The organism is Sediminibacter sp. Hel_I_10 (assembly GCF_000688335.1).
Classification (GTDB): Bacteria; Bacteroidota; Bacteroidia; order Flavobacteriales; family Flavobacteriaceae; genus Psychroserpens.
This window is the reverse complement of record NZ_JHZX01000001.1, coordinates 2,387,129-2,407,341: the sequence shown is the minus strand read 5'-3', so window position 1 is coordinate 2,407,341 and position 20,213 is coordinate 2,387,129. Positions and strand designations below refer to the sequence as shown.

The window sequence follows — 20,213 nt, the reverse complement described above, 5'->3', positions numbered from 1 at the left end:
CCCACCTATCTTGGGAGCTGCAGATGAAAATTATAAATCAAAATATTCAAATTGACGGCATTGACAAAAAAATCTTAAGGGCTTTGATGGAAGATGCCCGAACGCCAATTCTAGAGATTGCGCGTTCGGTTGGTATCTCTGGCGCAGCGATACACCAACGTCTTCGGAAATTGGAAAAATCGAAACTTTTATCTGGATCAAAATTTGTCATCAATCCTAAGGTTTTGGGCTATACCACAATGGCTTTTATTGGGATTTATCTTGATAAAGCGGTAAGCAATCCGGAAGCGGTAAGACAATTGAAAAAAATTCCTGAGGTTTTAGAATGTCATTACACCACGGGAAACTGGAGCATCTTTATAAAAGTGCTTTGTAAAGATAATGAGCATTTAATGGATGTACTAAATAAGGATATCCAGTCCATTACGGGCGTATCAAGAACAGAAACGTTTATCTCACTGAATCAACAGATTGACAGGCAGATTAAGATTTGATATTTCTTTAATACATATCAAAGCACGACATCAACGCACTATATAAGCAACATCTTTTATAAAAACTTGAACCATTCTATAATATATTGTTAAGCTCGAACAAAGGCTTATAAAATTAGTTAATCCGAGGTTAAAGTAGCCTATTAAGTTTGAAAACGTATTGATATAAGGTAACTTTAAATGAATCATATAAAAATATATAACAATGACCTATAAAGAAAAAGCACAAGACATTTACAATCAATTAGGACAAGGAAAATTATTAGATGCCTTTGACCAATATTACGCTGAGGAAGTTGTGATGACAGAGCCTCGAGGTACAAGATCTGGAAAAGCAGAATGTAGAAAATACGAGGAGGAGTTTCTTGACAGTGTCAAAGAGTTTCATGATTTAAAAGTGTCCAATATTGGCTCTAATGAAAAAGATGCCACATCATTTGTTGAAAGCACAATGGATGTTACGTTTACTAATGGACAACGAGCTAAAATGGAGCAAGTTGCTGTTCAACAATGGAAAGGTGATCATATTATTCATGAGCGTTTTTATTACAACAATGAAAACTAAACGCGCGTAGAACATCGTATTATTTTATAAAAAAAGCATCCTTATTGGGATGCTTTTTTTGTTTCCGAAGTTATTATTAATCCCGACTCATAAAAATCTGTAAGACATACCAGAACAACAACATCAACGAGGCAAATAGTCCTAAAGATGCCGGAATGTATTGATCTTCTGAATATTTATGTATCAAGTTAGAGGTTTGATATAAAATAGAGCCACCAGCCAATAAACACATAGCCGCTGAAAACCATAGCCCGAGATTAAAGCCAAATAAGGAGCCTGCTATTATTAAGCCAAGGGCTATAAAAAAGCCAATGGTCAACCCTGTTTTTAAGAATGAAAAATCTTTTTTAGTCACAAATACCACCGCTGTTAATCCCGTAAACAAGGCCAAAGTTACAATTGCGGCTTGATTGAGAATCTCTGTGCCAGAATCCATGTAGAAAGCTGCAATATAGATAAGGGGCACAAATATAAATGCCTCTGCTAGAATATAGAGTCCATAGGCTAAATACTGTTTGTTTTTATCTTGGGTCTTTAAAGCCATCCCTTCGGCATAGTTGGTAATGAACATAAAGCCACCCAACATGATCAACCAACGCCAACCTTGAGTCATAGATAATGCAAATTCTATAATGGCATCACTTTGCAGTAATAACCATTCAAAAAGAATAAATACCAATACACCACCAGCAACGTGTGCATATGTTTTTTTGTAAAAAGCAACACGCTCTTCAGTCGCTAAGCTGCTTACCATAAGTTGCCCATCAAACTGTTCGAAGTGGCTTTCATTAGATTGTTCCATAAGGGTTAAGTTTTGTTTAGTGATGCCAAAATACTAAATTGTCTCGAATTAAAGCTATCTAAAAAACCGTTTCATTTAATTTTTCTTGAAATTCATATGCCCCAAGATGGCTTGAAACGATCCTATTAAATGAATTAAATTTCAAATTTGTAAGTGCTGATTTAAAAAAAAATCCTATTTTGGCCTAGAATTCTAGGCATCAAAGCTTTAGAAAACCCCAAATAATAACATAGAAGTTGTGATTACAAACCCAAACGCCGCTTCTATATAACTTAACCTAAAATACCATGAAAATCCTACAATGCCTTTTAATCGTGTCATTTCTATTTGTGTCTTGTGATAAAGATGATGACAGCAATGACAACCAAGACAACAACATTCCTAACTTAGAGGGAACAGACTTTAAGGCCACCATTGATGGCGGCGATTTTTCCGATTACGACTTCAATCTTGGAGCATATACCATCACTACAGTGAGTTCCAATTCCACAATGAGCATAGATGTTGGTGATCTTAACGGTGAACAAATTACATTATTCTTAAATGCAACTGGTGGTTTTGATAGTGGCACCGTAAAACAAATGAACAACGTTGATGCCGACAACTATAGAACTTACGGATTATTTAGACAGAGTTCGCCGCAGATGTCTTACTATTCTTCTGAAGGTAGCGTTACTATAACAGAAAACAAAGTACATCCTACCGAATCTGGAGTGCGTTTGATTTCAGGAAATTTTGACATTAGTGCTGCTACCATAGATGATACGAGCAACATTGAAATGACAGGTGCATTTTCAGAATTAGAATACACCGAATAGCACCTAAAGCTTAAAAAGGAAAGGCGCCAAAGTTAGCGTCTCCCATAAAAAAACCTCATAGCCATGAAAATCACGCTATGAGGTTTTTCATTAGGTTTAAGAATGAATTAATCTCTTCCACCAAACACTTGAAGCGCCCAAAATAACAAGGAGGCCAAAGCGCCGATGGCTGCTACCAAGTAGGTTCTTGCGGCCCATTTTAATGCATCTTCTGAACCTTTATATTCTTCTGGTGTGAGCATATTCTTGTTTTTTAACCAAGCCAAAGCTCGGTTACTGGCATCGTACTCTACTGGTAAGGTGATAAAGCTAAACAAGGTAGCAAAGCCCATAAACACAAGACCCGCAACAGCAACCCAATAACCAATTCCCATTCCTGCAGCTGCACCTAAAATCAAACCACCAATAACGAGCCATTGCGACATTCCCGAAGTCACAGAAACTACAGGCACTAAAGCCGATCTCATTTTTAAGGCACTATACGCTTGTGCATGTTGCAACGCATGGCCACACTCATGAGCCGCAACAGCTGCTGCCGCCGCATTATGCTGGTGATACACCGCTTCACTTAAATTGACTGTTTTGTTTTTGGGATTGTAATGATCTGTTAACTGACCTTTTACAGAAATGACCTCAACGTCACTAATACCATTATCCAGTAACATTTTCTCAGCAATCTCTTGACCGCTCATTCCGTTTCGCAATTGCACTTTAGAGTACTTGGCGAATTTCTTTTTCAATTGGTTGCTTACCAACCAGCTCACCAAAGCAATCGCTCCAATGAGTATATAATATCCTATAAGCATGTTTTTCTTTTTAGTAATTTCTATTACTTATATCAAAAAACAAGCCATATTGAGTAGCAAAATAAAAACGGAAGAAGTGTCAGTTCTATCGATTGGTCACTTTAGGCAAAAGCCTCAGCAATACCATCGTACACAATATCGCCGTGTACAATATTCAAGCCTTTGGCCAATGTAGCATCTGCCTCACAAGCAGCTTCCCATCCCTTATTGGCCAATTTCAAAACATAAGGCAAGGTGACATTGGTTAACGCTAAAGTCGACGTATAAGGTACAGCGCCTGGCATATTAGCCACACAGTAATGTACAATATCATCAATAATGTAAATAGGATCTTCATGAGTTGTGGCCTTCGTGGTCTCAAAACAACCTCCTTGATCTACAGCGACATCTACAACCACAGTACCTGGCCGCATGAGTTTGAGCATATCCCGAGTGATCAATTTGGGTGCTTTTCCTCCCTTTACCAAAACGCCTCCAACCACTAAATCATGGGTCTGGATGTGTTTTCTTATATTGTATTCACTAGAGAACTCTGTAGTGACATGACTTGGCATCACATCATTAACATATCTCAAGCGTTTCATATTAATATCCATGATGGTGACATGAGCCCCTAAACCCGCAGCCATTTTTGCAGCTTGCACGCCCACCACACCAGCACCAAGAATCAACACTTTACCAGGTGCAACTCCCGGTACGCCTCCTAAAAGAACACCACGACCTTTGATTGGTTTTTCTAGGTACTTAGCCCCCTGTTGTATGGCCATACGACCTGCAACTTCAGACATTGGCGTTAACAAGGGCAAGGTGCCATCTTCATCTTCTACCGTTTCATAAGCAATACATACCGCATTGCTCTTGATCATGGCATTAGTTAGGGTTTGGCTCGATGCAAAGTGAAAATAAGTAAAGAGTAACTGGTTTGATTTAATTAAAGGATACTCATAAGCTATCGGCTCTTTTACCTTAACAATCATATCGCTTTTGGCATACACATCTTCAATGGTGTCAACAATTACGGCACCAACTTCAGTATATAATTTATCAGGAAACCCGCTGCCATCGCCCGCTGTACTCTGCACGTAAACGGTGTGGTTTTTCTTAGTGAGTTCAAATACGCCTCCAGGGGTCATCCCCACGCGGCTTTCGTTGTTTTTGATTTCTTTTGGGATGCCAATAATCATAAGTGTCGCTTTTTATGAGAAGAAAAGTACAATGAAAAATATGGCCAAGCAACTAAAACTATAGAGGCTATACATTTTTATCAAATCCTTAGAATTCAAAGCCTTGATTATGAAATTTTCAAAATCAAACCCTAATACAATCATTCCTTTACCACGCTGAGGCGCTCTACTTTGTTGTTCTCAAAATAGATAAGCAATTGCTCTGCTTTTGGTTCAGAAAAGGTATGAGGCACGCCAAGTTCGTAAATAAACAGCTCTTGGTTACTAGAGATGCTTTCACTTGGCTCGCCTAAAATGGTCAAGACCTCTTCTTTAGTTTTTTTTAATAGAATTTTAGAGTCCAAGAGATCATCAACAATTTCGTGACGTTTCCCTACACCTGCCTTCCAATCTTCTTCAGTAAACCGCCATTCATTAAAATAAAATAATGTTGTTGCAATCACAAAAGCAGCAAATAAAATCACACCGACCTCATCAACCTGCCGCCATCTCGGGATTCTTACAAGTTTATCCCACAATATTGACAATTTTCCCGGGGACGACGATGACCTTTTTTGGTACACGTCCATCGAGTTGTGCTTGGGTTTTTTCATTGGCCATAACTGTTTTTTCGATCTCCTCTTTACTTAAATCTAATGGAAGCTCTAGGGTAAAACGTGTTTTACCATTAAACGAAATAGGATATGCTTTACTGCTCTCTACCAAATGTTGGGCTTCAAACTTTGGAAAAGGCGCTGTTGAAATACTCTCTGTATGCCCAAATTTACTCCATAACTCTTCGGAAATGTGCGGTGCGTAAGGCGATAGCAAAACTAATAAGGGTTCTAATATAGCTTTGCTTTCACATTTTTGCGCCGTCAATTCATTAACCGCAATCATAAATGTAGATACCGTTGTATTAAATGAAAAGTTCTCAATATCTTCTTCTACCTTTTTAATGGTTTTATGCAAGGTCTTGAGTGCGTCTTTAGAAGGCTCGGCATCTGTAGCTTTTAACCCATTATCATCGATATAGAGTTTCCATAGTTTTTTTAGAAAACCATGCACACCTGTAATACCAGCCGTATTCCAAGGTTTGGCTTGCTCTAATGGCCCAAGAAACATTTCGTAGAGTCGTAAACTGTCTGCACCATACTGCTCGCAAATAGCATCTGGGTTGACGACGTTGTATTTGGATTTGGACATTTTTTCGACTTCGCGGCCTACTTTATAAACATCATTATCTTTTTTAATTATTTCTCCACTCTCACCTATGAAAACTGAATTCTTATAGTCTTTTCCGAATTCATGATCATTTCTTAGACTTTCAATATCTAATTCATCAGAAGAATTGACATATTCAACTTTCACATGAGTATCCTCAGAAACACCAATAGCAAATAATTTAGGAAATTTATCTTTTTGAATTTGAGATTTATAATGGTCTGTAATTAATTCACGAATATTTAATGATGATTCTGAATCAGAAAGAATTAAATCAGAAACTCCTTTCGAGACTACGAAATCTGTATGAATTAAAGGGAAATCACCAAATAATACAACTCGATAAACAAAAGCACTCGTCCCCAAAATCATCCCCTGATTGATCAACTTTTTAAAGGGTTCTTCAACGTTTACAAAGCCACGATCTTTTAAGAACTTGGTCCAAAAACGAGCGTACAATAAGTGACCTGTAGCATGTTCGCTTCCGCCAATATATAAGTCTACGTTTTCCCAATAATTCAATGCCGGTTCTGTCGAAAAATCCTCTCCACGATTGGCCTGCTCTTCCATATATCTAAAGAAATACCAAGAACTCCCCGCCCAACCCGGCATGGTGTTCAATTCCAAAGGAAACACGGTGGTATCATTAATCTTATCATTAGAGACTACAGCATTTGTCTCGGTACACCAAGCCCAAACATCTGCGCGACCTAAAGGTGGCTCGCCTGTTTCGGTTGGAAGGTATTTTTCAACTTCTGGCAAACGAATGGGCAAATGTGCCTTATCAATCATTTGCGGTTTATCGTTAACGTAATACACAGGAAATGGTTCTCCCCAATAGCGTTGGCGCGAAAACACCGCATCTCTCAATCGGTAGTTGGTTTTTCCTTCGCCCTGACCTAATTTTTCAAGTTCGAAAATAGCGCGCTTTACGGCTTTTTTATAAGTCAAACCATTAAGAAAATCACTACCGGTAATCACCACATTATCTTTAGAGCCATAAGCCTCTTCGGAAATGTCTACACCTTCAAAGATGTTAGGAATAGGAATTTCGAAATGTTTGGCAAAATCATAATCACGTTGGTCGCCACAAGGCACAGACATTACTGCTCCCGTGCCGTAACCAGCAAGTACGTAATCACCAATCCAAACAGGAATTGGTTCTTTGGTAAACGGATGTTCAGCGTACGCACCGGTAAATGCGCCTGAAATTGTTTTTACATCGGCCATACGTTCGCGTTCGCTGCGTTTTGCAGTGGCTTCAATATAGGCTTCGACACTTGCTTTTTGTTCAGGGGTTGTTATTTTAGATACCAAATCATGCTCTGGCGCCAAGGTCATAAAACTAACACCAAAGATGGTATCGGGGCGGGTGGTAAATACCTCTATATCCCATCCTAAATCCTTCCCTAAGGGAAGGACTTGCTCACTCTTTACTGATATTCTTTGCGATAGTTCGGTTGTGATTTTATTTAAAACACCATCTATATTCCCTATGACCTCCTCATTAGTAAATCTGATCACTTTATAGTTGTCAAGTTCTAGGCGCTCAGTTCTTTTAGCATCTGCATCTATTTGGCTATCGTGAATCTTTCCATCAACCTCAACGATGAGTTTTTTATCAAGACAAACAAAATCAACAATAAAATCATCAATAAGGTGTTGTTGTCTGAATTTCGCATTTACTTTCTTACCTCTCAAATTTTCCCATAAAATAGCCTCTGCCTCAGTTGGATTGGCTCGCATTGCTTTTGCTCTTTCCAGCAAGAGGTGTGAGTTATTTCCTCCAGTCATATATCCGGCTAACTTTTTAGAACCTGCTTTCGCTTCCACATTGGGGAAGGATAGGATGGGGAATCTGACACTAGCTCCCACCGATTTCCCGATCCAGTTGCGCTGACTTTCCTTTAAGGCATCGGTCCAGTCAATAACTTCCAAGCCTTGGAGTAAACGTTCTGCATAGGCAGAAATGCGCATGCTCCATTGGGTCATTTTTTTTCGAATCACGGGATGTCCACCACGTTCTGACACGCCGTTTACAATTTCATCATTCGCCAATACGGTTCCTAATGCTGGGCACCAATTGACTTCAGTCTCGGCGAGATAGGTCAATCGATACTTTAGAAGGATGTCTTGTTGTTCTTCCGAAGAAAAACCGTTCCAATCTTCCGCAGAAAACATAGCAATACCATCATCACAAGCGGCATTGACAGTAGCGTTTCCTTCCGCAGAAAACTTAAAGACCAAGCTGTCTATAGATTCTGCCTTGTCGGTATCATGATTGTACCAAGACTCGAATAATTGAATGAAAATCCATTGTGTCCACTTATAATAATTAGGATCACTGGTGCGCACTTCCCTACTCCAATCGAATGAAAATCCTATTTTATCCAATTGACGGCGATAGGTCTTGATATTGGTTTCGGTAGTGATTGCGGGGTGCTGCCCTGTTTGAATGGCATACTGCTCGGCAGGCAACCCAAAGCTATCATACCCTTGCGGATGCAATACATTAAAACCTTTATGACGTTTGTATCTGGCATAAATATCACTAGCGATATAACCTAAAGGGTGGCCAACGTGCAAGCCCGCACCACTAGGATAAGGAAACATGTCTAGTACATAATATTTAGGTTTATCACTAGAGTTAGAGGCCTTGAAGGTTTGGTTTTTAGCCCAATACGCTTGCCAGTTTTTTTCAATGGTATTGAAATCGTAGTTCATTGCTATGCCGTTATAATGGTGAGCGACCTGTACTTACAGATTGCTTTTTAGATTCTTATTTGAACGGCAAATTTAAGTCTAATACAACACAATAAAAAGTTTAGGCGTTGTAAGTGTTATGCAAGCGTTTAGTTTTATATTTTTACCCTTTAATTCATCACTTCTATGGCTTCTTCCTTTGACCAATATCAAAAACGAAAGTTGATTTCCTCCTATTTTTCTGTGGTTATCAGTATTGCTTTGGTACTCTTTCTCTTGGGATGTTTGGGTTTATTGGTTTTAAATGCCAAAAAAGTAGCCGATCATTTTAAGGAACAAGTGGTGGTTACCATTTATTTAAATGAATCTGCCAAGGATGTTGAGATCAAGCAACTTGAAAAAAGCTTGACCATGGCAGCATACACAAAAGCTACAGAATACGTTTCTAAAGAAGAAGCTGCCGAACTCATGAAAGCAGAAACCGGTGAGGATTTTATGGATTTTGTGGGTTATAATCCTTTACAGAATTCTATTGACGTGTACCTTAAGGCAGATTACGTGACCAATGAAACCTTAGATGGTATTACCGAAGAATTAGCAAACAAAAAATTTATTGAAGAAATACGCTATGACAATGATCTGGTAGAACTCATGAATGATAATGTGAAGAAAATCACCTTTTGGGTATTGATTTTAAGCGCATTATTTACGCTTATAGCAGTGCTTCTTATCAATAGCTCCATACGTCTTGCGGTCTATTCTAAACGATTTATCATCAAGACCATGCAGATGGTTGGGGCTACCAAATCTTTTATTAGACGTCCTTTTATTAGTAAAAGTGTACAATTGGGCATAATTGGCGCAGTGGTTGCGCTTATTGGTATGGGCATTGTGCTGTATTATCTTAATGAAACCTTCCCAGAACTACAATTGCTACAAAATCCAGTGCTTATTGGAGGATTGTTTTTAGGGATCTTTTTAGTTGGAATATTGATTACCTGGATTAGTACCTTTATTGCAACCCAACGTTTCTTAAACCTAAAAACCGACCAACTTTACTATTAAAGCATCCCTAAGATGAAAAAACTCCTGCTTGTTCTTGTGCTTGTTTTTAGTGTTGCCTGTCAAGAATCAAACAAGATTCCCGACACATTTGATTACGGCACCATAGAAAACGGCGTGTATATTAATGATTTTTTTAATTTACGCATGCCCTTTAAAACGAGTTGGAATGTACAAACGCGCCAAGAACTTGACGCCTTAGGAGAAAACGCCGAAGAGTTTGTAAAGAGTGAAGTGGTTAAAGATATCATTAGAACTGCAGACGTCACCAGTGCTAATTTATTTTGCGCCTATAAGTTTGAACCAGAAACGGTAGAGATTTACAATCCGTCAATTATTCTCGTAGCAGAAAACATTAAATCGTCTCCGCAACTTAAAAGAGGGAGCGATTATTTAAAAGAAGCCCGTAAACTCTTAGAAGATTCAACTTTGAATTATGAGTTTGACACCAGTTCTGAACCCATTGATTTAGGAGGAAAACAATTTGACGTTTTAAAGGTTACAGGACATTATTTAGATAATACCTTTTACCAACAATACATAAGCACCATAGATCAAGGCTTTAGTTTATCTGTAATTATTTCTTACGCCAATGACTCACAACGACAAGAGCTTGAAACTCTAATGAAGGGAATTAGCTTTACTGGCGGAAAATCTAAGAAAAAGGGCTGATATTTAGAAACTCTTAACTCTACAGTTCTAAATAAAACCTTTAATTTGCAGTTCATTAAATGCACAACACCACAGAACATTAGTACCCATGGGAGAACAAAAACGTAGACAAAGCTCAAATAACGATTTTATCTTCGGAAAAAAGAACTACAAGTTTATGCTCATTGGTCTTGGCTGCATCTTACTTGGCTTCGCTTTAATGGCTGGCGGTGGCAGTGATGACCCTAACGTTTTTGATCCTTCTATCTTTAGTTGGAGACGCATTAGATTAGCGCCAACATTGGTGCTGTTGGGATTTGGCATACAAGTGTACGCCATTTTACTAAGCCCAGATAAAGGCTCAAAGACCAAAGCTGACGGCACTGAAAGCTAAACTTTAAAGCCTCAAGCCCAATAACCAATCAATTTCAACCAATACATCACCCAATTTTGATACTTTTACCCAATGGACGTTATTGACTCAATCGTACTGGGAATCATTCAAGGCTTAACTGAGTTTTTGCCTGTATCCTCTAGCGGACATTTAGAATTAGGCAAAGCCATTCTTGGTGACACGTCTATTCCCGAAGAAAGCCTTTTATTTACCGTAGTCTTACACTTTGCTACTGCTTTAAGCACCATTGTTATCTTTAGAAAAGATATTTTAGACCTTATCAAAGGTGCCTTAAAATTACAATGGAACGACGATTTAAAATTCATTTCAAAAATTGCGCTGTCTATGGTGCCAGCCGTTATTGTAGGGTTGTTTTTTGAAAAGCAGCTCGAACAATTATTTGGCGGTAATATTTTGCTGGTAGGCTGTATGTTGCTCGTCACGGCCTTATTGTTATTTATGGCAGATCGCGCCAAAGACACCAACAAGAATGTCACGTTTAAGGATGCTATTATTATCGGCATTTCGCAAGCCATTGCCATGCTGCCAGGGATCTCACGATCTGGAGCTACGATATCTACTTCGGTATTACTAGGCAATGATAAAACCAAAGCCGCTCGGTTTTCCTTTTTAATGGTGGTACCACTCATCTTTGGTAAAATTGCCAAAGACGTTTTAAGTGGTGATATTTCTTATGAAAGTTCCAACTTCACCAATTTGGGCGCTGGTTTTGTAGCTGCATTTATTGCAGGATTGTTTGCCTGTACCTGGATGATTGCTTTGGTCAAAAAAAGCAAGTTGTCTTATTTTGCAATCTATTGCGTTATCGTTGGCCTAATCGCCATAGGTTTTGCCTTGTCAAACACCGCTGGCTAATGACTGCAGAAGACTTTCAAAACGGCAAAATACTGCTCATCGATAAACCGCTGCAATGGACCTCGTTTCAAGCGGTCAATAAATTACGTTGGGAAATACGCCAAGCCTTCAATATCAAAAAAATAAAAGTTGGTCACGCGGGAACTTTAGATCCATTGGCTACAGGTTTACTTATCATCTGTACCGGTAAAATGACCAAGCAAATCAATACATTTCAAGGACAAGACAAAGAGTACACTGGCACCTTTGTTTTGGGTAGCACCACAGCATCTTATGATTTGGAAACGGAGATTGATCAAAGTTTTCCAACCCATCACATTTCCGAAGCCATGATCCACGAGGCTACAAAAGCCTTTATTGGAGACATTGAACAAATTCCACCCGTATTTTCAGCTTTAAAGAAAGACGGCAAACGGCTTTATGAATATGCTCGCGCTGGGGAAGCGGTAGAAGTAAAATCACGACAGGTAAGCATTTCAGAATTTGAAATTACCAGTATAGACGCTACAAACGTCAATTTTAGAGTGGTTTGCAGCAAGGGCACCTACATTAGATCTTTAGCGCATGATTTTGGGAAAGCACTACAATCTGGCGCGCATCTCTCTGCATTAAGACGTACTAAAATTGGAGAATTTAACGTAGACGATGCCATACTCCCCGAAGATTTTATCGCAAAATTATCTGAGTAAAAGTTCCAATTCCTAATCGCGTTCAGCTCTTAAAACATACTTCAATATATTCTTATCATAAGCTACGCGTTCTTTATTTAAAACCCTAAATCGTTGTACTGAATAGGATTTTAATCTTTTTTGCTTAATTTAACGTATCTATGTTACCCAAGACACAAAAAACTTAACGCTTGAATTTCATTGAAAAACATAAAGCCCTACTCATTACAGTGCTCATTTCTGGCACGGTACTCATGACCTTGTTCTCTATGCGTCTCACCAAGGAAGCTGAGTTTCTTGCAGAAAGTTTTTATGAAATTGAACCACAAACGGCTGAAGAACTTGAAGCATTAGAAGCCGAGAAAGCTTTGGAAAATGCCAAATCGGCAACCAATCAAGCCTTTAACGAAGACGAGGAGTTTAAGGAAATGATGCGTAATTTTAAAACGGTAAATACCAATCAGGTCAACGAAACAAAAGCGAAAGAAGCACCTGCTCAAGAAGAAGCCTCAGAAACGCCAGATAATGTTTTAACAGCAAATGCGTCTTCAGCTAATGCCTCAAAAAATTATGCGGTAAAAGAAAAAGAACGCCAGTCTTTCAATAAGGCCAAGGATATTTTGGCAATGCATTCTCCCGAAAAAAACAAAGATAATAGTGACTCCAACAAAAGTAGTACGGTATCTTTTTCCTTGAAAAATAGAACTAAAGTGAAATTACCGCCTCCAGTATATCTCTGTGAAACTACAGGTAAAATTGTTGTAAATATTACGGTTAATGCAGACGGTCAAGTGACCGACACTTACATCAACTCTTCCTCATCCTCAGATAATAAATGCCTTATTGAAAATGCGCTTGATTATGCCAAAAACGCGCTGTTCTCACAAGACCCCAATACCAAAAGCCAAATTGGGTCTATCACTTATTACTTTATAGGTAAAAATTAGAGGCTTAACAACTGCAACACATCCTTAACAACATTTTGGCCCTTATCGTGGTTGTACCAAGCTTGAAGCGTTTCTTTAAATTCTGGTGCTAGCTTGCCATGTTCCGCCTTATAAGCCTCAACTAAAGCTGTGGCTTCAGAGGGTCTAGGCCCAAAGGTACCTAGGACGTCACCGGTAGCATTGTCTATCATAATCAACTTGGCGATAGACTTGCCGCCATTGGTCAAAAAATGATTCATAAGCGCTTCATTCTCATCACGAAATACCAACTTTAATGCAATACCGTTAGATAGTTCTGCCATCTTATTCAATACTGGGATAACGTGCGCAGCATCGCCACACCAACTTTCGGTAATGACCAACCAAGTAACGTTTCCGTCAAAATTGGAAATTGTTTCTTGATCAACTTCGGAAATTTTAAGCGTCTTGTCCCAGCGTTTCATGCGCCTATCGCTCAATAAGGTATAGTTGGCCAAATCTTCCGTTTTTTCAGCACCTGATGTTGAACCCTCTAATGCCAATTGGTGCACCAACGCACGATAATCTTGATAATTGATGGCTTGACTTAAGCTTTGTTCTATAATTTGGTTGACCGAAGGTGTTTTTGCGACATCCATGATTTTAAGTTTTTGAATAAGACGTTTCAATGCTAAAAATCTTACTATTTTTAAGTTTTATATCTCAGTAGACCCAAAATTAAGACTTCTAACCAGTAATTTTGAAATCTCTGGCTTTATAAACCAAAATTATGAACACACACAAATGTGGCTGGTGCCTTGGCGATCAGCTTTATGAAGACTATCACGATCAAGAATGGGGTGTTCCCGTTAAGGACGATGCAACGCTTTTTGAGTTTTTAATATTAGAGACCTTTCAGGCAGGACTTAGCTGGATTACGATACTTCGGAAAAGGGACAACTTTAGAAAGGCTTTTGACCAATTTGATTATCAAAAAATAGCTACTTACGATCAAAACAAGATTGATCAATTGTTACAAAATGAAGGTATTGTTAGAAATCGATTGAAGATCAAGGCAACCATTAGCAATGCACAAGCGTTTATGGCCATCCAAAAGGAGTTTAGAACCTTCTCAACCTACATTTGGAACTTTGTAAACGGCCAACCCATTAAAAATAAAATTACTAATTATAAAAATACGCCAGCAAATACAGCCCTAAGTGACGCTATAAGTAAGGACCTTAAGAAGCGTGGTTTTAAATTTGTGGGCTCTACTGTAATTTACGCTCACATGCAAGCTACCGGTATGGTCAATGATCATGAAATGCATTGTTTTAGATATGACGAAGTTTAAACTTTTACCGCTCTATATCTTCTTTTTGATATCTGTATCCCTTTGGGGACAAACCAAGAATGAAAAAGAATCAAGAGTGGAGCTTACCCAATTCCCTGAACCCGCACAATTGGTCTTGGAACAAACTCCAGACGCGGCAAAACGCACACGCTATTACCGTGAAACTGACGGTGAAAAACTGAGCTTTGAAAGTAAGTTCAAATTCAATAGCCATTGGTACAGTGTAGAATTTAGTGCCAAAGGTGTTTTGGAAGACATTGAGGTTTTAATCAAAGCGCACGACCTCCCCGAAAGACAAAGAGGCGCCATTGAAAGCTATCTAGAAACCAACTCCAACAAGTTTGAGATTATTAAAATCCAAGAACAATATCGCTTTGAGACGCCATTTTCCGAAGTTGAATTTCTGAATCATATTTTAGAACAGCGCACCAATACGGCTTCTTATTATGAACTGATTATAGCTTTAAAAGTTAAAAAAGAATGGTTTTTGAAAGAGATGACCTTTGACCCCGACGGACGGTTTATAAACGCTAGAACATTGCAACCAGACAGTTATGAATACATTATGTACTAAATTTTTGGTGCTTTGTATGCTAGTGATCAGTATCTCTGGTAGCGCACAAGATCAATTTGAGGTATTTAACGAAAATGCATTTGCCGTTAGACATGGGTTCTCTAAAGCGTACAGTGTCAACTTTGAGCTGAGCTCAAGAGCTTATGTTTATACGCAAGATGCTGTTTCTTTTGTAACAAGACAGGTTCAAATTGGTCACTTTTCTACCTTAAAACTCAACCTCAAGAACAGTGTGGCTCTTGGGATCATGTATCGAAATCGGGAGCTTTTTGAAGACTCCAGTAATGAGGTTAGACTCACACAGCAATTCAACCGTCGCTCTATTTTTAAGACGCTCCGGTTTGGGCATCGCTTACGGAGCGAACAACGGTTTTATGATGACTTCACCACCTTTAGATTTAGGTATCGATTGGCATTGGATCTCCCACTACAAGGGCTAAAATTAGATGTTGGCGAAACCTATATTGTGGTGTCTAATGAAGCATTATTGACGAATTCAAAAGTCTTTAAGCCCGAGTTAGAATACCGTGTAACGCCATCTTTGGGTATTTTATTGTCTAAAGATTTGATCTTTGAATTTGGGTTTGAACTTCGTTTAGACAAGCTCAATATTGAGATGGAAGAGTCGCTCTTTGTGAGCACCTCCCTACAACTTCGTATTTAATCAAGGTAACTTAAAAAATGGGAGCGGGAGATCTCCTCTGCGCCAAGACTTTCGAGATGGTTGGTATAGACTTGACAGTCTATTAATGCATAATCAGAATTCTCAATAAACGTTATAAATCCTGCCTTGCTGGCGTTGCTCACTTTGGCAAACATGCTCTCTCCACAAAATACACCATTTCCCAAATCAACACCGTACAAACCGCCAACCAACTCGCCTTGTAGCCATACCTCAACCGATTTTGCCTTACCCATTTGATGCAGTTTTAAATAAGCTGCTTTCATCGTATTGGTAATCCAAGTGCCTTGCTGCCCGTTTCGCTTCATCTTTGAACAGTTGGAAATGACCGCTTCAAAATCGGCATTTACCGTCACTTCAAAATCGGTATTACGCATCACCTGCCTCATGCTCTTTGAAACTCTTAATTTCTGCGGAAATAGGACAAATCGAGGATCTGGAGACCACCAGATAATTGGCTCATCAGCATCAAACCATGGAAAAATACCGAGTTTGTAAGCCAAGATCAAGCGCTCTGGAGACAGATCTCCACCAATGGCCAAGATCCCTTCTTTTGAAGCTTTAGAAACCTCTGGAAACGCTATTTTTTGATCTAAAAAAACCATGAGTTATGATTAAGTTTAACTATATTGACCGAATCTGAGCGGCTTGTATATAAAATAAAAACAACCATTCAGATTTCAAATTTAGAACAAAACAAACAGACGTGGCAGAACACCATCAAGTCAAAGCAAAAAAACATTTAGGACAGCACTTTCTAACCGATGAGACCATTGCCGAAAAGATAGCCAATACGCTCTCTTTTAAAGGTTATGACGATATTTTAGAAATAGGTCCTGGCACAGGAGTATTGACCAAATACCTTCTTAAAAAGGACACCAAAACCCATGTGATAGAGATTGACACCGAATCGGTAGAGTTTCTAAAGGCCAATTACCTTAACCTCTCTGATAAAATCATCGAGCAAGATTTCTTAAAATACGATCTTAGTCTTGTCTTTAAAGACAGGCCTTTTGCCATCATAGGCAACTTTCCATATAACATTTCAACACAAATTGTTTTTAAGACCTTAGAGTTGCGAGACCAAATTCCTGAATTTGCAGGCATGTTCCAAAAAGAAGTGGCCATGCGTATCTGCTCAAAAGAAGGTAGTAAGGTGTACGGTATTTTATCGGTATTAACCCAAGCTTTTTATGATGCCGACTATCTTTTTACGGTTCCGCCAACAGTTTTTAATCCGCCACCCAAAGTAGAATCTGGCGTTTTACTTTTAAAACGAAAAGAAAATTTCTCTCTAGACTGCGATGAGAAACTATTTTTTAGAGTTGTAAAAACGGCTTTTCAACAGCGTAGAAAAACACTTCGTAACAGTTTAAAAACATTTAATCTTTCAGATAATTTAAAAGCAAATAGTATCTTTGACCAGCGTCCTGAGCAATTGAGCGTAGCCTCGTTTTTAGAACTCACCTCGCTCATAGAACACGACGAAACGTCATAAATATTTCCAGAATTTGCAAGAAGAAAAAGAGAACATACAATTTGAGTTAACCGATGAACTCATTGAGCAAGTAGAGCTATTTGTCGAAGAAAAAAACGACACATCACTCAAACTGCTTCTCAATGATTTTCACTACGCTGATATTGCCGAAATTCTCGATGAGCTTAATTTAGATGATTCTGTTTACGTCATCAAGCTATTAGATTCTGAGACCACCTCAGATATTCTGATGGAGATGGATGAGGACAATCGTGAGAAAGTACTTCGAAACCTTTCTGCCAAGGAAATTGCTGAAGAAATTGAAGAACTGGACACTGATGATGCTGCCGATATTATTTCAGAACTACCAGAAGAACGTCAAGCAGAAGTCATTTCTAATATTGAAGATCAAGGTCACCGTGATGAAATCACAGAACTGCTGGCCTATGACGAAGATATTGCAGGTGGACTCATGGCTAAAGAATTGGTAAAAGTCTATGAAACATGGACCGTTGCCGGATGTTTAAAAAAAATACGAGGGCAGGCTCAGGAAGTCACCAGAGTGCACTCTATTTACGTAGTAGATAAAAAAAATAAACTTATAGGCCGCTTATCGCTCAAAGATTTGATTGTGGCTAAAAGTGATCAAAAAATATCAGACATTTATATCTCTAGTGTAGACTATGTGCACGTAGAAGAAGATGTTGAAGAGGTAGCGAAAGTCATGGCCAAGTATGACTTAGAAGCCATACCTGTTGTTGACGGCAACATGACGCTGTTGGGACGCATTACCATTGATGATATTATCGATGTAATTAGAGAAGAAGCTGATAAAGATTATCAATTAGCTGCTGGTATCTCACAAGATGTAGAGGCCGATGATAGCATTTTAGAACTTACAAAAGCACGTTTACCTTGGTTGGTTTTAGGCCTTTTTGGTGGACTTGGAAGTGTCTTTATCATGAAAAGCTTTGAAGATGTGATGAGCACGGTGCCCTCGTTGTTTTTTTACACGCCGCTCATTGCCGCTATGGCAGGAAATGTTGGGGTTCAATCTAGCGCAATTATCGTGCAGGGTTTAGCCAATAATAATGTAAAGGGCAGTATTTTAAGTCGATTGTTGAAAGAAATCAGCCTCAGTTTAATCAACGGTTTTGCCTTGGCACTGCTGGTGGTCGCTTTTGGCTTTTTAATAGGTCAAGACGGTATCGAAAGTTTGGCAATTGCCTTATCGATGATGAGCGTAATTGTAGTGGCCGCGCTTGTGGGCACTTTTGTACCTATTATCCTCGATAAACGCGGTATTGACCCAGCCATTGCTACAGGTCCCTTTATAACAACCAGCAATGATATTCTCGGAATTTTCTTGTTTTTCATGTTATCTGGTGAGATTATTGGGTTTTAAACCTAACTGAGCTTTGGGACCTTTTTAGAACGGTAAACGTCTTTCTTCTATGGAATTAGAATATTTAAATAGCGTCAAAAAACAGTTTACTTATTATAAAGCTCTTGGAGAAAAAACCTTTGTCCAGCTCGAGGACAACGATTTTTTTTGGCAATACAATGCGCAATCCAATTCCATAGCCATCATCGTCAACCACCTTTGGGGAAACATGACCTCTCGATGGACTGATTTTTTAATCTCTGATGGCGAAAAAGAATGGCGAGAACGAGATCTAGAGTTTGACGATATCATAAAAACAAAAGCAGAACTTCTAGAGAAATGGCAAATAGGTTGGGACTGCCTCTTTGAAGCCTTAGCTTCAGTCAAACAAGAGAATTTCAATACCGAAATCTTGATCAGGAACCAATCCCACTCCATTAGTGAAGCCTTAAATAGACAACTAGCACATTATGCTTATCACATAGGCCAAATTGTATATTTGGGCAGAATGCTTAAGTCAGACTCTTGGCAAAGCCTATCCATCCCAAAGGGAGACTCTAAGCTCTTTAATAAAGAAAAGTTCTCCAAAGGAAAACATGGTGGTCATTTTACCGATGACATCCTGTAGCCAAAGGTGACGCTTTCAACACCAACTTATATGAAGATACTACATTTAGATACCAACCATCCCTTACTTATTGACCAACTTGACGCACTGGGATTCACTAATGACGAAGACTATACCTCTTCTAAACCCGAAATTGAGCGCATCATTCACAATTATGATGGCATCGTGCTTAGAAGCCGGTTCAAAATTGACCAATCATTTTTAGATGCTGCCAAACACTTAAAATTTATTGGTAGAGTTGGCGCTGGTTTAGAAAATATAGATTGTGATTATGCCGAGCAAAAAGGCATCAAGCTTATTGCTGCTCCAGAAGGCAACCGTAATGCCGTTGGAGAGCACAGTCTCGCCATGTTACTTTCTCTGTTCAATAAGCTCAATAAGGCTGACAAAGAAGTCAGAACCGGAAAATGGCTTCGTGAAGAAAACAGAGGTATAGAACTCGACGGTAAAACTGTTGGTCTTATTGGTTATGGTAATATGGGAAAGGCCTTTGCTAAAAAACTGAGAGGTTTTGACGTCACGGTGTTGTGCTATGATTTAAAACCAAATGTAGGTGATGAGAATGCCAAGCAAGTTACACTTCAAGAACTAAAAGAGCAAGCAGACGTGTTGAGTTTGCACACGCCCGAGACCCCTTTAACCCTAAATATGGTAGATTCTAAATGTATCAATGCCTTTAAAAAACCATTTTGGCTCATCAATACCGCACGAGGCAAAAGCGTGAACACAGACGCTTTGGTTTCTGCTCTAAAATCTGGAAAAATATTAGGTGCAGGGTTAGACGTTTTAGAGTATGAAAAAGGCTCTTTCGAAACCTTGTTTTCCTCTCAATTACCAGAGGCCTTTCAATATCTCATTTCTTCTGAACAGGTGCTTCTGACCCCTCATGTTGCTGGTTGGACCATAGAAAGCAAAGAAAAACTAGCGCAAACCATAGTTGATAAAATTAAAGCTGAATTTTGTTAACTTCGGGTTTCTAATCA

23 protein-coding genes are annotated in these 20,213 nt (G+C 38.9%); 16 read left to right on the top strand and 7 right to left on the bottom strand.

What is annotated here, in order from left to right:
* Window positions 1–23: 23 nt before the first annotated feature.
* Together P176_RS0110735 and P176_RS0110730 are read left to right on the top strand one after the other, a co-directional pair.
* Entirely contained in the window at window positions 24–494 is a 471-nt protein-coding gene (locus tag P176_RS0110735; protein ID WP_026754714.1) for an Lrp/AsnC ligand binding domain-containing protein, read from the top strand.
* Window positions 495–699: 205 nt separating this feature from the next.
* Window positions 700–1,059, top strand: coding sequence for a nuclear transport factor 2 family protein (locus tag P176_RS0110730; RefSeq protein WP_026754713.1), 360 nt, complete (start codon window positions 700–702; stop codon window positions 1,057–1,059).
* A 76-nt stretch (window positions 1,060–1,135) separates the two neighbouring features.
* Here the strand turns inward: P176_RS0110730 and P176_RS0110725 are convergent, their stop codons facing one another.
* A complete protein-coding gene (locus P176_RS0110725; protein WP_026754712.1) occupies window positions 1,136–1,861 on the bottom strand; it encodes a Bax inhibitor-1 family protein in 726 nt (241 codons plus the stop codon).
* A gap of 287 nt (window positions 1,862–2,148) precedes the next feature.
* Between P176_RS0110725 and P176_RS0110720 the strand changes: the two genes are divergently transcribed.
* Complete coding sequence (locus tag P176_RS0110720) at window positions 2,149–2,679, top strand: hypothetical protein (RefSeq protein ID WP_156033024.1); 531 nt, start codon at window positions 2,149–2,151, stop codon at window positions 2,677–2,679.
* Between the two features lie 107 nt (window positions 2,680–2,786).
* On the opposite strand, the gene P176_RS0110715 is transcribed toward P176_RS0110720, so the two are convergent.
* The 4 genes from P176_RS0110715 to P176_RS0110700 form a co-directional block, all read right to left on the bottom strand.
* On the bottom strand, window positions 2,787–3,485 hold the full coding sequence (locus P176_RS0110715; protein WP_037348901.1) for a zinc metallopeptidase: 699 nt from the start codon (window positions 3,483–3,485) through the stop codon (window positions 2,787–2,789).
* Between the two features lie 101 nt (window positions 3,486–3,586).
* Complete coding sequence (gene ald, locus P176_RS0110710) at window positions 3,587–4,669, bottom strand: alanine dehydrogenase (RefSeq protein WP_026754709.1); 1,083 nt, start codon at window positions 4,667–4,669, stop codon at window positions 3,587–3,589.
* 140 nt (window positions 4,670–4,809) lie between these two features.
* Complete coding sequence (locus P176_RS0110705) at window positions 4,810–5,187, bottom strand: hypothetical protein (RefSeq protein ID WP_026754708.1); 378 nt, start codon at window positions 5,185–5,187, stop codon at window positions 4,810–4,812.
* Window positions 5,177–8,596: a DUF559 domain-containing protein gene (locus P176_RS0110700; protein WP_026754707.1), complete on the bottom strand. Its 3,420-nt coding sequence runs from the start codon at window positions 8,594–8,596 to the stop codon at window positions 5,177–5,179. The genes P176_RS0110705 and P176_RS0110700 overlap by 11 nt, the downstream gene beginning before the upstream one ends.
* A 165-nt stretch (window positions 8,597–8,761) precedes the next feature.
* On the opposite strand from P176_RS0110700, the gene P176_RS0110695 reads away from it, so the two are divergent.
* The 6 genes from P176_RS0110695 to P176_RS0110670 all read left to right on the top strand — a co-directional run bounded on the left by P176_RS0110695 (window position 8,762) and on the right by P176_RS0110670 (window position 13,173).
* A complete protein-coding gene (locus P176_RS0110695; RefSeq protein WP_026754706.1) occupies window positions 8,762–9,640 on the top strand; it encodes an ABC transporter permease in 879 nt (292 codons plus the stop codon).
* Window positions 9,641–9,652: 12 nt separating this feature from the next.
* Window positions 9,653–10,309: a hypothetical protein gene (locus tag P176_RS0110690; protein ID WP_026754705.1), complete on the top strand. Its 657-nt coding sequence runs from the start codon at window positions 9,653–9,655 to the stop codon at window positions 10,307–10,309.
* Window positions 10,310–10,397: 88 nt separating this feature from the next.
* Complete coding sequence (locus P176_RS0110685) at window positions 10,398–10,682, top strand: DUF3098 domain-containing protein (protein ID WP_026754704.1); 285 nt, start codon at window positions 10,398–10,400, stop codon at window positions 10,680–10,682.
* Between the two features lie 72 nt (window positions 10,683–10,754).
* Window positions 10,755–11,558, top strand: a complete 804-nt coding sequence (locus tag P176_RS0110680; protein ID WP_026754703.1) for an undecaprenyl-diphosphate phosphatase — start codon at window positions 10,755–10,757, stop codon at window positions 11,556–11,558.
* Entirely contained in the window at window positions 11,558–12,247 is a 690-nt protein-coding gene (gene truB / locus P176_RS0110675) for a tRNA pseudouridine(55) synthase TruB (protein WP_026754702.1), read from the top strand. Before P176_RS0110680 ends, truB begins: the two co-directional genes overlap by 1 nt.
* Window positions 12,248–12,417: 170 nt before the next feature.
* The gene (locus P176_RS0110670) at window positions 12,418–13,173 is read left to right on the top strand and encodes an energy transducer TonB (protein ID WP_026754701.1); all 756 of its coding nucleotides are present in this window, start codon (window positions 12,418–12,420) and stop codon (window positions 13,171–13,173) included.
* Here P176_RS0110670 and P176_RS0110665 read toward each other — a convergent pair.
* Window positions 13,170–13,790: a thioredoxin family protein gene (locus tag P176_RS0110665; RefSeq protein WP_026754700.1), complete on the bottom strand. Its 621-nt coding sequence runs from the start codon at window positions 13,788–13,790 to the stop codon at window positions 13,170–13,172. The genes P176_RS0110670 and P176_RS0110665 overlap by 4 nt on opposite strands.
* A gap of 131 nt (window positions 13,791–13,921) precedes the next feature.
* Between P176_RS0110665 and P176_RS0110660 the strand changes: the two genes are divergently transcribed.
* From P176_RS0110660 to P176_RS0110650, 3 genes are read left to right on the top strand one after another with little or no spacing between them, the layout of a single operon-like run.
* The gene (locus P176_RS0110660; RefSeq protein ID WP_026754699.1) at window positions 13,922–14,485 is read left to right on the top strand and encodes a DNA-3-methyladenine glycosylase I; all 564 of its coding nucleotides are present in this window, start codon (window positions 13,922–13,924) and stop codon (window positions 14,483–14,485) included.
* Entirely contained in the window at window positions 14,472–15,059 is a 588-nt protein-coding gene (locus tag P176_RS0110655) for a hypothetical protein (protein WP_026754698.1), read from the top strand. Before P176_RS0110660 ends, P176_RS0110655 begins: the two co-directional genes overlap by 14 nt.
* Entirely contained in the window at window positions 15,040–15,723 is a 684-nt protein-coding gene (locus P176_RS0110650) for a DUF2490 domain-containing protein (RefSeq protein WP_037348900.1), read from the top strand. Before P176_RS0110655 ends, P176_RS0110650 begins: the two co-directional genes overlap by 20 nt.
* On the opposite strand, the gene aat is transcribed toward P176_RS0110650, so the two are convergent.
* Window positions 15,720–16,346: a leucyl/phenylalanyl-tRNA--protein transferase gene (gene aat / locus P176_RS0110645; protein WP_026754696.1), complete on the bottom strand. Its 627-nt coding sequence runs from the start codon at window positions 16,344–16,346 to the stop codon at window positions 15,720–15,722. The two genes, P176_RS0110650 and aat, sit on opposite strands and share 4 nt — an antisense overlap.
* 101 nt (window positions 16,347–16,447) lie before the next feature.
* Here aat and rsmA point away from each other — a divergent pair, with 101 nt between their 5' ends.
* The 4 genes from rsmA to P176_RS0110625 are packed head-to-tail and all read left to right on the top strand — an operon-like array spanning window position 16,448 to window position 20,196.
* Window positions 16,448–17,239 (top strand): 16S rRNA (adenine(1518)-N(6)/adenine(1519)-N(6))-dimethyltransferase RsmA, encoded by a 792-nt coding sequence (gene rsmA / locus P176_RS0110640; RefSeq protein WP_026754695.1) that lies wholly within the window; start codon window positions 16,448–16,450, stop codon window positions 17,237–17,239.
* A 13-nt stretch (window positions 17,240–17,252) separates the two neighbouring features.
* Window positions 17,253–18,623, top strand: coding sequence for a magnesium transporter (mgtE, locus tag P176_RS0110635; RefSeq protein ID WP_369793766.1), 1,371 nt, complete (start codon window positions 17,253–17,255; stop codon window positions 18,621–18,623).
* A 49-nt stretch (window positions 18,624–18,672) separates the two neighbouring features.
* On the top strand, window positions 18,673–19,230 hold the full coding sequence (locus tag P176_RS0110630) for a DUF1572 family protein (protein WP_026754693.1): 558 nt from the start codon (window positions 18,673–18,675) through the stop codon (window positions 19,228–19,230).
* A 30-nt stretch (window positions 19,231–19,260) separates the two neighbouring features.
* Entirely contained in the window at window positions 19,261–20,196 is a 936-nt protein-coding gene (locus P176_RS0110625; RefSeq protein WP_026754692.1) for a 2-hydroxyacid dehydrogenase, read from the top strand.
* Window positions 20,197–20,213 lie beyond the last annotated feature (17 nt).

Excerpts from the sequence above, each read along its gene's own strand:
- P176_RS0110735 (WP_026754714.1), top strand. The coding sequence starts at position 24 with ATGAAAATTATAAATCAAAATATTCAAATTGACGGCATTGACAAAAAA.
- P176_RS0110730 (WP_026754713.1), top strand. The coding sequence starts at position 700 with ATGACCTATAAAGAAAAAGCACAAGACATTTACAATCAATTAGGACAA.
- P176_RS0110725 (WP_026754712.1), bottom strand. The coding sequence starts at position 1,861 with ATGGAACAATCTAATGAAAGCCACTTCGAACAGTTTGATGGGCAACTT.
- P176_RS0110720 (WP_156033024.1), top strand. The coding sequence starts at position 2,149 with ATGAAAATCCTACAATGCCTTTTAATCGTGTCATTTCTATTTGTGTCT.
- P176_RS0110715 (WP_037348901.1), bottom strand. The coding sequence starts at position 3,485 with ATGCTTATAGGATATTATATACTCATTGGAGCGATTGCTTTGGTGAGC.
- ald (WP_026754709.1), bottom strand. The coding sequence starts at position 4,669 with ATGATTATTGGCATCCCAAAAGAAATCAAAAACAACGAAAGCCGCGTG.
- P176_RS0110700 (WP_026754707.1), bottom strand. The coding sequence starts at position 8,596 with ATGAACTACGATTTCAATACCATTGAAAAAAACTGGCAAGCGTATTGG.
- P176_RS0110695 (WP_026754706.1), top strand. The coding sequence starts at position 8,762 with ATGGCTTCTTCCTTTGACCAATATCAAAAACGAAAGTTGATTTCCTCC.
- P176_RS0110690 (WP_026754705.1), top strand. The coding sequence starts at position 9,653 with ATGAAAAAACTCCTGCTTGTTCTTGTGCTTGTTTTTAGTGTTGCCTGT.
- P176_RS0110685 (WP_026754704.1), top strand. The coding sequence starts at position 10,398 with ATGGGAGAACAAAAACGTAGACAAAGCTCAAATAACGATTTTATCTTC.
- P176_RS0110680 (WP_026754703.1), top strand. The coding sequence starts at position 10,755 with ATGGACGTTATTGACTCAATCGTACTGGGAATCATTCAAGGCTTAACT.
- truB (WP_026754702.1), top strand. The coding sequence starts at position 11,558 with ATGACTGCAGAAGACTTTCAAAACGGCAAAATACTGCTCATCGATAAA.
- P176_RS0110665 (WP_026754700.1), bottom strand. The coding sequence starts at position 13,790 with ATGGATGTCGCAAAAACACCTTCGGTCAACCAAATTATAGAACAAAGC.
- P176_RS0110660 (WP_026754699.1), top strand. The coding sequence starts at position 13,922 with ATGAACACACACAAATGTGGCTGGTGCCTTGGCGATCAGCTTTATGAA.
- P176_RS0110655 (WP_026754698.1), top strand. The coding sequence starts at position 14,472 with ATGACGAAGTTTAAACTTTTACCGCTCTATATCTTCTTTTTGATATCT.
- P176_RS0110650 (WP_037348900.1), top strand. The coding sequence starts at position 15,040 with ATGAATACATTATGTACTAAATTTTTGGTGCTTTGTATGCTAGTGATC.
- aat (WP_026754696.1), bottom strand. The coding sequence starts at position 16,346 with ATGGTTTTTTTAGATCAAAAAATAGCGTTTCCAGAGGTTTCTAAAGCT.
- P176_RS0110630 (WP_026754693.1), top strand. The coding sequence starts at position 18,673 with ATGGAATTAGAATATTTAAATAGCGTCAAAAAACAGTTTACTTATTAT.
- P176_RS0110625 (WP_026754692.1), top strand. The coding sequence starts at position 19,261 with ATGAAGATACTACATTTAGATACCAACCATCCCTTACTTATTGACCAA.